The following is a 13586-nucleotide window of genomic DNA, read 5'->3' on the forward strand; positions in this document are numbered from 1 at the left end:
ATCATGTGCGCCGGATCCAGCCACGCACCACCATCGGCATCAGCATTCAGAGGATATTCGAAGTAGAACCGCATGACCGGACAGTATCAAGCAACTTGATACATGGCAATGAATCCGACACCAATTCCCCGACATCCGAGCCACTGCAGATCCCAGGGGAGCCTGCCGGGGGGCCGGGATCGAACCCACCCACGGGGCGGTATCCTCCTCGAACGTGACGGTCGGACCGACCTTCACGACAACCGGGCTGACCATGCCCACGGCGCGCCGATGAACGCCGTACGGCCAGCAGGCCCAAGGACAAGCAGCGGCCCTGGACTCGGCGGGGACACGAGTGTGTGCCGTCTCAGTCGGCCGTCCCAGCGTGCCGCCCAAGGCCACTTTCGACTCGCCCATCCCTCTGACCCGCACGGATGACATGCGCAGCGGCGGACAGCCGTTCCCGCCAAGAGGTCAACTCACCTCTTCCAGGAGCGCCATCACTGGGGAAGAGGGACCAACTCAGGCGAAACCCAGCCACAGAACAGAGGAGATCGTCGTGGCAGAACGCCCGGCACGACAACCCCGCCGGCCTCACGTCGCGCAGGTCGTACGCACCGAACGGCTGACCCCGCACATGCAGCGTGTGGTCCTCGGCGGCGAAGGCCTGGTCGAGTTCTCGGCAGGCACCTGCACCGACCACTACGTGAAACTGCTCTTCGGGCCTCCGGGGGTGAGCTACCCGGAGCCCTTCGACCTTGAGCGGATCCGCTCCGAGTTCCCGCGCGAGCAGTGGCCGGTGACCCGGACGTACACCGTGCGGGCCTGGGACCCCCAACGCCGCGAACTGACCCTTGACTTCGTCATCCACGGCGACGAGGGCCTGGCCGGGCCGTGGGCCGCGCGCGTCCAGCCGGGCGAGACCGTCCGTTTCATGGGCCCCGGCGGCGGTTACGCCCCCGACGCCACCGCCGACTGGCACCTGCTCGCCGGCGATGAAAGCGCTCTGCCGGCGATCGCGGCCGCACTGGAGTCGTTGCCGTCCGGTGCGGTGGCGCACGCCTTCATCGAGGTCGAAGGGCCCGACGAAGAGCAGAGGTTCGACTCCCCCGTGAAGGTCACCTGGCTGCACCGCGCCGGGCGACCGGTCGGTGAGAAACTCGTCGAGGCCGTGAGCACGCTCAAGTTTCCCAAGGGCCGCCTCCACGCCTTCGTGCACGGCGAGGCAGCGGCCGTCAAGGAACTGCGGCGGAGACTCCGTGTCGACCTGGCCATCCCGCGCGAGGACCTGTCGATCTCCGGCTACTGGCGACTCGGCCACGACGAGGAGGGTTGGCAGGCCTCCAAGCGCGACTGGCACGCCGGCGTGGAGGCCGAGCAGGAAGGCCAGGCGCCGACCGCGTAGCGCAACTGGGCGGGCAGCGTGGGGACTTGGGTGCACCGCGGACGGCGCACCGAGGAGTACGAAGGCGACGCGATGGCGCGTCGGCACTCCTGCGCCCCACGCTCTGGCCCTCCGGCTCGGCCGGCCTCGAGTGAGCGGTGACCCGGCCGAGAGCAGCTAAAGCCAGGACCGACAATGCTGCTCACATCGCCTGGTTCACCGCTTCCACGCGCTGGGCGTCCGCACGGCCGTCAGCACCTGATCGGCGTCTGTGCGCTGCTCTCCGCCCGCCGCGAATGCCCGGCCAGGTCTCGTCATGCCGAGGCCGCAGGGGAGGGCGGGTTCCCGTCCGCCGGTTCGCCGTGCCCCTCCCACGGCCGCGCCAGGACAAGCAGCGAGCACACGGAGCAGACCATCACCAGGAGCATGATCAGCGCCATCGGCAGGGAGCTGCCCTCGCCCAACAGCCCGACAATCGGTGAGATCGCTCCCCCGAGCAGGAACTGCGCCGCGCCGAGGCAAGCCGAGCCGGCACCCGCCGCGTCACGGGCGATCGCCTGCCCGATACTCATGGTCGACGGCACGACCAGGGCAGCGCCGACGACGACGAGGAACAGGCTGACCCATGTCCCGGCGATCGTCTCGCCGAGCGTGATGACGAGCACCACCTGGAGCACGGATCCCATCGCGGCCACCCCTACTCCCAGTGTGAGCAGCGTGTTGAGGTGCCACCGCGCCGAGAGCCGTCCGAACACGAGCCCGGCGACGAGCATGCCGACGGCGTTCGCGGCGAAGATGAGCGAGTAGATCGTCGGCGAGAGACCAAGCAGGCCTTCGAAGACAAAACTCGACCCGCTGGCGTAGATGAACAGGGCGGCGCCACAAAAACCCAGGGTGAGCTGATAGCCGACGAAGACGCGGCTCCTCACGAGCGAGCCCATGGACAGGAGGGTGATGCGCAGGCCACCGGGCCGTCGGCGCTCCACAGGAAGCGATTCCGGCACCTTGCGCAAGACGAGTATCAGCAGTACAAGCCCGATCACGCTCAGCACGACGAAGATCATGCGCCACGAAGCGACCGACAGCACGGCCCCACCCAGGACGGGCGCGGCGATCGGCGCCACACTCACCGCCTGTGCCAGCACGGCGAAGTAGCGTGGGAGGTCGGTGCCCGTGAAGCGGTCCGTGAGGACCGCGCGCGCGAGCACCGGGCCCGCGGCGCCGGCGGCCCCCTGCAGGAAGCGGGCCGCGATGAGCACCTGCACATTCGGTGCGAGGGCGCAGAGCAGAGAGAAGATCCCGAAGCCGATGACCCCGCCGATGAGCAGTCTCCGGCGACCGATGCTGTCGCTGATGGGCCCGATGACGAGCTGGCCGATGACGAGCCCGGCGAGGAAGGTACTCATCGTCAGCTGGACGGCCGAGTCGGACGCGTCCAGCGTCGCCCCCATCGCGGGAAAGCCGGGCACGTACATGTCGATCGAGAGCGGCCCCGTGGCCGCCAGCGCGCCCAGTACCACGACAAGCCCGAGCGGCTTGCGCGGACCGGTGCGTCCAACCTCCCGCTCCTTCGTGGACGGGGGTGTTACTGGTTCGTGGCATGTCATCGGATGGCAGCGATGATGTTCTCGCCACAGTGGGCGAGGTCGTTGAGTATCTCGGTGAGTGCGTGATCGTGATCGATCCGCACCGTCAGGGAAGCGATGCCTTCGAGGTAGAACCGCATGAGTGGACAGTATCAAGCAACCTGATACATGACAATGCGTTCCTCGCCGGCTGCCACGGACTGAAGAGACAGCTCAGCCCGGCCTGCTGCCGCCACGACGCCGGTCTTTGACGGCCAGGGACTCGATCCCCTCACTCAGCAGCGCGCGCATGTGACTGATCTCGTCCGCGTCCATCCCCGCAACGAACAGGGCCTCGATGTCGGCGCAGTCGCGGTCGCACGCATCGAAGATCGCCGACCCCTTTGGCGTCAACTCGCAATGCAGCGTCTTGCGGTGCGCCGGAGTCGTGTACCGCTGGATCAAGCCGTCGCGCTCCAGCTTGATGATGATCTCGTTCATCGCCTGCGGGGTGACGAACGCGCGGCGAGCCAACTGCGCCGAAGACAGGCCGTCCCTGACCTTGAGGACGCTGAGGGTCGTGTATTGGGGCGTCGTGAGGCCGTGCTGACGCACGATCACGTCGAGTCGAGCTCGGATGGCGCGCTCGGCTCGACGAATGAGGTAGACGATCCGCGCGTCAGCGGCTCGGGAGACAGGGCTTGGAGCGTCCGTGCTCCGTCCGGCCGAGCGAGTCATATGTGCACCCTATTCGTAATCCGGTGTCAGCGTTGCCCTCAGGTCGACGGTCAGTCTCCCCGGATACAGGCCTGCACGGAACCTACCTCCTCAAGAGGCTCCGCCCGCCCCTCCCGCTGTCACCTCGGCGTCAATGACGAGATGCACCTCCCCGGAGTCGCCGTATCAGACAATTGTACTAGGCCGGGAGAGTCGGCTCACACGACTCCCCCTCGTCCGGTTCGACGATGTTCATGTCGCCTCCCGGAAGCCGGCCCGGATCGGCAGCGCTCAGAACGGGTATGCCGGAGGAGTACTGCGCAGCGTGACCCACTGTGCCTCGGTGAAGGCTTCGAGGTTCGTCTGGATGCCTCCATGCCGCGCTCCGTTACCGGAGTCACCCATCCCCCCGAACGCAACCTGGGCTTCGTCGTTCACGGTCTGGTCGTTGATGTGGACCATCCCCACCGGCAACCGGTCGGCGATCTCCAGGGCGCGACCGATGTCTCTGGTCAGGATGCCGAGCGACAGCCCGTAGGACGTGCTGCCGGCCAGCCGCACGGCGTCGTCGATCGAGGCGAAGGAGGTGACCGGTGCCACCGGCCCGAAAATCTCCTGGGTGAAGGCAGGCGCGTCAACCGGGGTGCGGGCGAGCACTGTCGGCCGGTAGAAGAGACCGTCGTAAGTACCGCCGGTCTCCAGCACTGCCCCTCGCGCGACCGAGGAGGTCACGATGTCGTGGATCCGGTCGCGCTGTCCTTCGTCTATGACCGGACCCAGCGCCACGTGTCCCGATGCCGGGTCGCCGACGGCCAACGCGTCGGCGTGCCGGGCGAGCGCTGCCGCGTACTCGTCGGCGATCGCGCCGTCCACGATGTGCCGGCTCGTCGCCATGCAGATCTGGCCCTGGTGGTTGAACGACCCGAACGCACCGGTGGAAGCGGCGACTTCGAGATCGACGTCGTCCAGGACCAGCAGCGCGGAATTGCCGCCGAGTTCGAGATGGACTCGCTTGAGGTGCTCGGCCGCCACCCGCGCGACAGCGCGGCCTGCGCCGGTCGAGCCGGTGAAGGCGATGACCGGTATCCCGGGGTGGGACACCACCGCCTCGCCGACGGCTCCGTCCCCTGGCAGCATCGCGAGGACCCCGGGCGGCACGCCCGCCTCTTCGAACAGTGCCGCGAGGAGGACTCCGCCCGATATCCCGGTACGTGGGTCCGGCTTGAGGACGACGGCGTTCCCGAGCGCCAGAGCGGGTGCGACGGCACGTATCGCGAGGATGGTGGGCACGTTGAACGGAGCGATCACACCCACTGTGCCGACCGGAACTCGGCGCAACAGGCTCAGCCGCGGGCTGTTCGAGCGCAGTACCTCACCCGACGGGTACGCGGCCAATGCGGCCGCTTCATAGCACTCCTGCGCCGAGGTGAGGATCTGGAAGCCGGCGAATCCGTCGACTGCGCCGGTCTCGGCGATCAGCCAGTGTTTGATCTCGGCGGCGTGCTCGTGCCACAGGTCCCCCGCCCTGCGCAGCACGCGGGCTCGCTCGGTGAACGGCGTCGTGGCCCAGGCCGACTGCGCGTCCCTGGCGGCTGCCGCCGCGTCGTCCACGTCGGTGACGGAGGCGAGGCCGAGCTCCCCCAGACGCGCTCCCGTCGCAGGGTTGGACACCGGGCGTGTGCCGCCTCCTCCCGAGATCCACTTGCCTTCGGCGAAGATCTTTCCGAAGTGGTCGTTCGTCACGAGACTCATGCCGACTGCTCACTTCCGTCATGTCCGTGGTGCGGGCGGACTCGTTCGATGATGGTGGCGTCGAGCGCAACAGCCCCGGCGCCGACGGGCAGCGCCCTGAGAGGGTTGACGTCGACGTCCACGTAGTGCGGGTTGTCACGCATCAGAGTTCCGAGGGCCGACACAGCGTGGACAACGGCCTCCATGTCGACTGGCGGCCGGCCGCGGAACCCGCTCAGCACCGCAGCGCCTCGCAGGGATGTGAACGCGCCCACGATGTCCTGCGGTGTTGCCACCCCGGGCAGAAGCGTGGTGTCGCGTGTCGCTTCGGCCAGGACTCCGCCGAGCCCGACGAGAAGCACCACGCCCCACTCGTCGTCGCGGCGAGCGCCGACGATCAGGTCCACACCTGCCGGGACCATTTCTTCGAGCAGGTAACCGTCGAGCGTGTGGCCGGCGTCGGCAATGCCGTCCGCGATCGTGGCGAGCGCCCGCTCGAGTTCGGCCCGGTCGCGGATTCCGACGACGACTCCGCCCGCCTCGGTCTTGTGGACCAGCGCGCTGACCCCCTTGGCGACCATGGGGAACCCGATCTCTGACGCGCGGTCGAGTGCCGCCTTCGCGTCGGGGGCGAACTCGGCTGCGGGAACGCGTACCCCGGCGTCACGCAGGGCGGCCTTGCTGGCGTTCTCGTCACGGATGATGACGGCCTCCGCCCCCGCCGGGGCTGCCTCCGTGGACGTCGGGAGCGCGGTTTGCCCGCGCTGCTCCGCCAGCTCGGCCAGCCGCAGACGTCTTTCGGCGTGAGCGACGGCACGCAGTGCGCGGTCGAAGGAGGGGAAGACGGGAACGCGCCCGGCACGAATGGCCTGGTCGAGGTCAGCGGGAACCGGGTGCCCGCCGCCGGCGAAGGTGTAGATCACAGGCTTGTCCGCCGCTGCGAGGACCGGCAACAGTGCGTCCACCTGATCACGCGTTTGCACCTCGGTGCCGGGCATCGTGGAAGCGATCAGAAGGTTGACGTTCGGGTCGTCGAGGAGGGCCCGCGCCACCTCGCCGTACAGGCTGGGCTCGAGCAGCGCCTGCCCGGTGATGTCGATCGGGTTCGTGGCTTCGGCGAAGTCCGGGATCAGTTGGTCCAGACGCTCGACTGTCGTGGGGGTCAGATCCGCGAGCGTCGCGCCGTTGCGCGCCGCCGAGTCGAGGGCAAGTGTCTTCACCGAACCCGACTCGCTCATGACCGCGGTCCCGGCCTTCTCGATCGTTTCCGTGCCGACCAGGAGGGAGGCGAGGTCGATCAACTCATCCATCGAGTCGACGAGTACGACCCCTTCGGACCCGAGGATGGTCTCGATCGTTTCGTAGTCGCCGGCCAGCGCGCCCGTGTGGGACAAGGCGGCTTGACGTGCCGCAGCCGAGCGTCCGGCCTTGAGGGCGATGATGGGCTTGCCTGCCTCGCGTGCCCGGCGCGCACACTCCAGGAAGCGCTCGGGGTGACGGACCTGTTCGATGAGCAGCGCGATCACCCTCGTCATGGGCGAGGCGGACAGGTGGTCGAGATAGTCCTCCTGGGCCAGGACTGCCTCATTGCCGGTGGACACGGTGTAGGCGACGTCGACGCCCTGGGCGTGCGCCGCGTACGTCAGGGCCATGGCCATCGCGCCGCTCTGGCTGATGATGCTCAGCCCCGGGGCCGGCGGGCGCCTCCTTGGTTGCAGTGCACTGAACGTGAGCGGCACACCGTCGACGAAGTTCACGAGGCCCAGGCAGTTCGGTCCGCTGACCGGGATGGCGTGCGCCCGGGCGATGTCGACGACGTGTGCCTGCGCCGCCCGGCCGCCCTCGCCGGTTTCGGCGAACCCGGACGCATAGACGATCGCCGACTTGATATCCCGGCGGGTGAGGTCGGAGAGTACCTGCGGGACGGCTGCACTCGGCACGGCGAGCAACGCGACGTCAATTCCGGTGGGAAGGGCATCCACGGTCCCGACGCATTTGATGTCGGAGATCTGCGTTTCGCGTCGGCTGACCAAATGGATGTCGCCTTGGTAGCCGTAGTCGAGCAGCCGCCGCAGTGGCGCACCACCGATCGTCTCCGGGTCCGCGTTGGCGCCGACGAGGGCGACCGAACCGGGTGAGATCAACGGTGCCAGGTCGTAGGGCATCGGTGAGATCACTCTCCGGTTGCGGCACGCTGGTACGCCTGCAGCCCCGGGCGGATGGCCTTCTCGTCCAGGAACTGCGCCAATCCCTTGGCCCGGCCGTTCTCGGGGTCCATGAACTGCGACTGTTCGAGCTTGGCGTACAGGTAGTCCGAGGCCGGCTCCCACGGCATGTCGCGGGCGAAGCGGAACCCTGTCTTGGCGGCCCGCAGCACCACGGGGTTCTTCTCCTTGAGCCGTTCGGCCAGCTTCACCACCTCGTCGCGCAGCTGGTCGGCGGGCACCGCCTTGTTCACCAGTCGCATCTTCTCCGCTTGGCGTCCGTCGAAGGTGTCGCCGGTCATGATGTACCACAGGGCATCTCGGTGACTGACGGTCTCGGCCATGGCCCGGCTCACCACACTGCCCGGTGGGATTCCCCAGTTGATCTCGGACAGTCCGAACACCGCGTCCTCGGACGCGATCGCGAGGTCGCACCCGACCAAGGGCGTGAATGCGCCTCCGAAGCACCAGCCGTTGACCATGGCGATGGTCGGCTTCGAGAACTGCATGAGTCGGCGCCACTGCCATTCCGACGCGTCCCGCCGCACTTTGATCTGTACTGAGGGATGGGCCTCGTCGACCTCACGGAAGTACGCCTTGAGGTCCATACCCGCCGAGAAGGATTCGCCGGCGCCGGTCAGAATGACGACCTTCACTTCATCGACCGTCTCCAGGTGATCAAGTACCTGAATCATCTCGGAGTTGAGATTGGGGTCCATTGCGTTGCGCTTGGAGGGCCTGTTGAGCGTGACCCATCCGAGGCCATCGGCAATCTCGACCTTGACGTTGTCCCAGTGTGGCAATACGTCGACCATGACAGTCTCCGGTCCTAGTGAGGCTGAATTGCTCGGCAGCGTATCAGGCTACTTGATACTTGACAACGGGCCCACCGGCCGCGTCGGAGCTCCTCGGCCGATGGGTACATGAGCGCGCACGCATAGGCATCACCCCGGGCCAGATGGGTTCCCCGCCGTTTTGTCGCGCCCCTCAGGAGGCGGAACATGACCTCACGGCCCCTCGACGATGGCGGCCGACGGCCGTGTCCGTCCTTCGGCACGACCATTCCGCTCAGGAATGTCGGGGGTGCCGTTGCATCGCAACGAGAGGAAACTGGTGACACGGGTCCGACCCGTAACCCGAGGTGCGGCTGAATCGAGGATCAGACTGGATCAGACACTCCCGACGGCAAGATCCTCGAACGAAGCACGCAATTGCGCTGGACCAAGAGCGAGGCCTCCCGGATATCCCGCGTTGCCGCACCGGTACGGACAGCGCACGGCGGAGGAGACAATGCTCCCGGACAACTCAGGATGGGTGGCCCCGTACAACGTGGGGCGCATCGGCGCCGCCTTGCTGGACGACCACGGAACGATCATCGGCTGGCCCAAGGAGGCTGCGGAGCTGGTCGGGCTTCCGGTCGAGGAGGTCATCGGCCGACCGGTCACCGACCTTCTGGACCGGCCGACCGATCCCCGCGCCGCTTCGGATTTCGTGGACGGCTGCCGTGCCGTCGGCGGGTGGGACGGCTCGGCGGTCATCCGGCGTGGTGACGGCCAGGCAGTGCGGCTGCTGACGCGCGTGACCACTCTGGGCGGGGGTCGGTGGCTGGCCATCGCTCAGGACCAGCGACAGGCGCCGTCCGAGCTGGGGCGAATGATGCTCGACCCCCTTTTGACCCAAAGCCCCGTCGGCATCGCCATCCTCGACTCCGACTTGCGCTACTTGTGGGTCAACGATGCCCTCACCCACCACGGCAGCCTGCCGCGCGAACATCGCATCGGACGTCGCCCCTCCCAGGTCCTGCCGGCCGGGCTCGGAGGAGCCGTCGAAGAGCAGCTGACCCGTGTGCTCGCAAGCGGTCAACCCGTTCTTGGCTTCGAGCTCATCGGCCCCTCGCCAGAAGACCCCTCTCGTCGGCACAGCTGGTGGAACAGCTACTTCCCCTTGCGCGAAGACGACAAGATCGTCGGCGCTTGGTACATGGTCGTCGACCACACCACGGCAGCTTGGCGGACCCACGAGCGCCTGGCGTTGCTGACGGACGCCAGCGCCCGCATCGGCAGCACCCTCGATGTAGAAGTCACCGCGGAGGAATTGGTCCTCACCGCCGTGGGGCCGTTCGCGGACGGTGCCTCTGTGGACCTGGACGACACAATCGTCCAAGGCGGCGAACCGCCGCCCGGCGGTGTCGGCGGCGACGTCGTCCTACGGCGCGCGGCCCTGCACTCGGCCGGCGGCGCATACCCGGAGATGTCCGGCCGGGTCGGTGACACATTCCGCGCACCCCCCGACAGCCCCACGGCCCGCTGTCTCCGCACCGGCGACGCGGTCGTCTTTCACGATGACAGTGCCACCGACGCCCCGACCACCAGGAACGCACAGCGGGAGCAACGCGCCCACCAAGGCGTCCGCTCCGTTCTCGTGCTGCCAGTCCGCGCGCGAGGCGTCAACCTGGGCGTGGCCACCTTCACCCGTGATCATCGGCACAAGACGTTCGACGCCATGGACATCTCTCTCGGCGAGGAGCTGGTGGCTCGGGCCGGGGTGTGCATCGACAACGCCCGCAGGTTCCAGCGCGAGCGGCGCGCGGCCCTCGGACTGCAGCAGAGCCTCCTGCCGCACAGCCTCGCCGACCGCACCGCTCTGGAGGTCGCGTCCCGGTACTTGCCCGCAGGCGATCGAGAGGTGTGTGGCGACTGGTTTGACGTCATCCCGCTGTCCGGCGCCCGCATCGCCCTGGTCGTAGGCGATGTCGTCGGCCACGGATCGACCGCGGCCGCCATCATGGGTCAGTTGCGCACCGCGCTGCACACCCTCGCCGACCTCGACCTCCCGCCCGCGGAAGTGCTGGCCCGCATGGACGACCTGGTCGTCAGCGTCTCCCAGGAGCAGGAGGACGACGACCCTCGGCGCCTGGACGCCTACGTCGGCGCCACCTGCCTGTACGCCGTCTACGACCCGGTCTCACGCAGTTGCGCACTGGCACGCGCCGGCCACCCTCCGCCCGCCCTGGTCCGCCCGGACGGCACGGTCACCGTTCCCGACGTGCCCGCGGGCCCGCCTCTGGGCCTGGGCTGGCTACCGTTCGACGCCGCGGACATCCCCCTCGCCGACGGCACGCGCATCGTGCTCTTCACCGACGGCCTGGTTGAAGGCGACCGTGACATCGACGCCGGTTTCGCCCGGCTCCGGGAAGCCCTCTCCCACCCTGCCGAAGAACTGGAGGCCCTGTGCGACCGCGTGATCGACACCGTGCAGCAGGGCACGCCACTCCTGGACGACGTGGCCCTGCTGGTGGCCCGTACTCAGGGCTTGGGCCCCGGTCAGGTAGCCACCTGGGACATCCCGGTCGATCCTGCCACCGTCGCGGAAGCACGCATGCTCGCCGGCAACCAGATCACCGAATGGGAGTTGCCCGACCTCGACTTCGCCACTGAACTGATCGTCAGTGAGCTGGTCACCAACGCCATCCGCCATGCCACCGGACCCATTCGTCTGCGGCTGATCCGGCAAAAATCCACGCTGACCGTGGAAGTCTCCGACGCCAGTAGCACCGCGCCACGACTTCGCCACGCTCGCGCAGGCGACGAAGGCGGCCGCGGGCTCCTGCTGGTCGCCCACGTCTGCCGCCGGTGGGGAACCCGCTATACCGGCGAAGGAAAAATCATCTGGACCGAGCAGGACATCTCCGCAGGCCCCACGCGTTGAACGTGTCACCGGACGACTACACGAAATGGCGTCCCTCGCCACTTGAAGTGATGTAGCCGGCAAGGGACGCCGTCCGACACTCCCGGCTGAATCGCCGCCGCTGCGCGGCGCGACGCGTGCCTTACTACGCGTTTGTGCTCGCTTCGGGTGAGACACCGAGGCACTTGTAGAGCGCATCCACCACCTGGGTACTCGCATGCCACGTCGGGCTCATGTGATTTCGCACGAAACCAACGGACACGCGATTGACCCGATCCGCGAATCCCAGCTGCGCGCCCGCGCCCGGCATACCGAAGGCCGATTCCTCTGGACCGAACGTTTGCGGGTAGGGCCGGTCGATCACATTGAGCCGGTAACCGAGGCCCCAACGCTCCCAGATCGGTTCAAGCGAGGAATACTCCGGATGCTTGGCCAGAACCTCCGGCTCAGGCACGATCGCCGACGGGCCGACGAACTCCTCCGCCGCGAAACGTTCGACGGCCTGCGGCGAAACAAGCCTCTTTCCGTCGAGCGACCCATCGAGTGAGAGGTACGCGTACATCTCCGCGAGCGATCGTGCCGAGGCACTCACACCCGCCGATGCGACCTCGGGAATTCGACCGGCGGGAGTAGCGAAGAACCCCCCGATCATCTCGGGGAGAGCCCTGCCGTCCGACAGCAGGTAGATCTCGGAGTGCATGGTGCCGGGGGTATGGGAGAGGTCATGCATCGCCTCGTGGAGCGGGTTGGCCGGTCCGGGAGGAGGCGGAGCGAGCGGGGTAAGAGTGGCCACGCGGGGAAGTTCGGCTTCCGGCGTGCCGATCCAGAGGTCGAGACCGAAAGGCTCGCCGATCTCCTCTCGGAGGAAGGTGCCGAGGCTCTTGCCGGAGACCCGCCGCACGAGTTCGGCGACGAGCCAGCCGTACGTCATGCCGTGGTAACCGACTCGAGTACCGGGCTCCCAGCGGGGCGGTGACCCCGCCAACCGTTCGGTGATCCCTGCGTAGTTGCCCCAGCCGCGCCCCTCCCAGTCGAGGAGGGTCTCCGGCTGCCGAAGTCCGGGCAGACCCGCGGTGTGGGCCAGGATGTGACGGACCAGCGTCTTTTCCTTGCCGGCCGCTCCGTACTCGGGCCAATAGGTCACCACCGGCGCGTCGACGTCCAGGTCACCACGGTCGTAGAGGACTTGGGCGCACAGGGCCGCGACGGCCTTGCCGGACGAGAAGAGCGTCGTCATGGTGTCCTCGGCCCATGGTTGACCGGGCGCGGCATCGCCGATCCACAGGTCCGCGACCTTGCGGCCTTCGACGAAGGCGGCGAATGCACCGCCACCGCCGCCCAGATCGGCTGATGCCAGTGCATCGGCGACTGCCTCGAAGCCGGCCGCCACCTCACCATTGGCGATGCGCGCGCCTACCGATGCGCTCATGCTGAACCTTCCTGTGCTTTCATGCTGGATCTTCCTTTGATCAGTAAGTGGGGTGAATCCCTTGGTGTCCTACGCCGGAAGTTCCTGGGTGGTTCCGACTGGGCCACAGGCGATCAACGCGCCTGGTTGCCGGCCGGAAACCAGACGCCAGGACGAGGCAGATATCGTGGGGCAGGCGGGACTTTGCGGACACGACCTAGGACACTAGTGATCCGCGACCAGGTGAGGTGCCGACTGCTCGACAGTCAGCGTCACATCGATGTTCCCGCGCGTAGCCTTGCTGTACGGACAGAACCCATGGGCCAGATGGACGAGCTTCCGGGCCTGAGCAGGGTCGACGCCCGGGATGAACACCCTGAGCTCGACGGCAAGGCCATAACCGCCGTCCTCGGACTGCCCGAAGGACACTTCGGCGGTGACGGTGGAGTCGGAGGTGTCTACGCCCTGGGTCTTGGCACGGTTTTCGAGCGCGCCCTGGAAGCACGCGGCGTAGCCGGCGGCGAACAGGGTTTCGGGGTTGGCCTTGGGGTCGCCCTCATAGGTGCCGGGCTGGCCGAGATGAAAGTCCACGACGCCGTCTGCGCTGGTCACGCGGCCTGAGCGGGTGCCCTTGGCGGTGGCGGCAGTGGTATAGGCGACCTTGGTCAAGGCTATGGGCATGGGAGCCTCCTCCTATGGGGTGGGACGCGATACCCGTCGTCGCTGTCGCCCGGGCGTGGACGACGGGACACCTCGCATCGCGCCCGATCAGCTTCTGGACGCGGTCGCTTCTCGTGGGTGGTGTGTCATCGGGTGGCGGCGATGATGTTCTCGCCGTAGTAGGCAAGGTCGTCGAGTGCCTTCTCCGCCGAGGTCGGATCGATGGCCAGCGACGTCCAGGTCACCCCGAT

Annotated in this window: 10 protein-coding genes; 2 read left to right on the plus strand and 8 right to left on the minus strand. The window is 67.7% G+C overall.

The features are described 5' to 3' along the window. Nucleotides 1-538 precede the first annotated feature (538 nt). Entirely contained in the window at nt 539-1384 is an 846-nt protein-coding gene (locus tag AB0F04_RS37660; RefSeq protein WP_362050923.1) for a siderophore-interacting protein, read from the plus strand. Nucleotides 1385-1677: 293 nt separating this feature from the next. Here AB0F04_RS37660 and AB0F04_RS37665 read toward each other — a convergent pair whose 3' ends face one another. The 6 genes from AB0F04_RS37665 to AB0F04_RS37690 all read right to left on the minus strand — a co-directional run bounded on the left by AB0F04_RS37665 (nt 1678) and on the right by AB0F04_RS37690 (nt 8395). Beyond that, nucleotides 1678-2883, minus strand: a complete 1206-nt coding sequence (locus AB0F04_RS37665) for a multidrug effflux MFS transporter (protein ID WP_362050926.1) — start codon at nt 2881-2883, stop codon at nt 1678-1680. A gap of 83 nt (nt 2884-2966) precedes the next feature. Beyond that, nucleotides 2967-3089 (minus strand): hypothetical protein, encoded by a 123-nt coding sequence (locus AB0F04_RS37670; protein WP_362050929.1) that lies wholly within the window; start codon nt 3087-3089, stop codon nt 2967-2969. Nucleotides 3090-3162: 73 nt separating this feature from the next. Beyond that, nucleotides 3163-3666: a MarR family transcriptional regulator gene (locus AB0F04_RS37675; RefSeq protein WP_362050932.1), complete on the minus strand. Its 504-nt coding sequence runs from the start codon at nt 3664-3666 to the stop codon at nt 3163-3165. A 270-nt stretch (nt 3667-3936) separates the two neighbouring features. After that, the gene (locus tag AB0F04_RS37680; RefSeq protein WP_362050935.1) at nt 3937-5397 is read right to left on the minus strand and encodes an aldehyde dehydrogenase family protein; all 1461 of its coding nucleotides are present in this window, start codon (nt 5395-5397) and stop codon (nt 3937-3939) included. Further along, nucleotides 5394-7541: an acetate--CoA ligase family protein gene (locus tag AB0F04_RS37685; protein ID WP_362050938.1), complete on the minus strand. Its 2148-nt coding sequence runs from the start codon at nt 7539-7541 to the stop codon at nt 5394-5396. Before AB0F04_RS37685 ends, AB0F04_RS37680 begins: the two co-directional genes overlap by 4 nt. A gap of 8 nt (nt 7542-7549) precedes the next feature. Then, entirely contained in the window at nt 7550-8395 is an 846-nt protein-coding gene (locus tag AB0F04_RS37690; RefSeq protein ID WP_362050941.1) for a p-hydroxycinnamoyl CoA hydratase/lyase, read from the minus strand. Between the two features lie 499 nt (nt 8396-8894). Here AB0F04_RS37690 and AB0F04_RS37695 point away from each other — a divergent pair, with 499 nt between their 5' ends. After that, entirely contained in the window at nt 8895-11288 is a 2394-nt protein-coding gene (locus tag AB0F04_RS37695) for a SpoIIE family protein phosphatase (RefSeq protein WP_362050943.1), read from the plus strand. Between the two features lie 124 nt (nt 11289-11412). On the opposite strand, the gene AB0F04_RS37700 is transcribed toward AB0F04_RS37695, so the two are convergent. Together AB0F04_RS37700 and AB0F04_RS37705 are read right to left on the minus strand one after the other, a co-directional pair. Then, entirely contained in the window at nt 11413-12696 is a 1284-nt protein-coding gene (locus tag AB0F04_RS37700) for a serine hydrolase domain-containing protein (RefSeq protein ID WP_362050944.1), read from the minus strand. A gap of 204 nt (nt 12697-12900) precedes the next feature. Continuing rightward, the gene (locus AB0F04_RS37705; protein ID WP_362050946.1) at nt 12901-13356 is read right to left on the minus strand and encodes an organic hydroperoxide resistance protein; all 456 of its coding nucleotides are present in this window, start codon (nt 13354-13356) and stop codon (nt 12901-12903) included. Nucleotides 13357-13586: the final 230 nt, after the last annotated feature.

Origin of the sequence: Streptomyces sp. NPDC029041, from assembly GCF_040637515.1 — a bacterium.
Lineage (GTDB): Bacteria > Actinomycetota > Actinomycetes > Streptomycetales > Streptomycetaceae > Streptomyces.

Bases quoted from the DNA above. Each gene is read 5' to 3' on its own strand.
- AB0F04_RS37705 (WP_362050946.1), bottom strand. From the start codon at position 13,356: ATGCCCATAGCCTTGACCAAGGTCGCCTATACCACTGCCGCCACCGCC.
- AB0F04_RS37670 (WP_362050929.1), bottom strand. From the start codon at position 3,089: ATGCGGTTCTACCTCGAAGGCATCGCTTCCCTGACGGTGCGGATCGAT.
- AB0F04_RS37680 (WP_362050935.1), bottom strand. From the start codon at position 5,397: ATGAGTCTCGTGACGAACGACCACTTCGGAAAGATCTTCGCCGAAGGC.
- AB0F04_RS37675 (WP_362050932.1), bottom strand. From the start codon at position 3,666: ATGACTCGCTCGGCCGGACGGAGCACGGACGCTCCAAGCCCTGTCTCC.
- AB0F04_RS37690 (WP_362050941.1), bottom strand. From the start codon at position 8,395: ATGGTCGACGTATTGCCACACTGGGACAACGTCAAGGTCGAGATTGCC.
- AB0F04_RS37685 (WP_362050938.1), bottom strand. From the start codon at position 7,541: ATGCCCTACGACCTGGCACCGTTGATCTCACCCGGTTCGGTCGCCCTC.
- AB0F04_RS37700 (WP_362050944.1), bottom strand. From the start codon at position 12,696: ATGAGCGCATCGGTAGGCGCGCGCATCGCCAATGGTGAGGTGGCGGCC.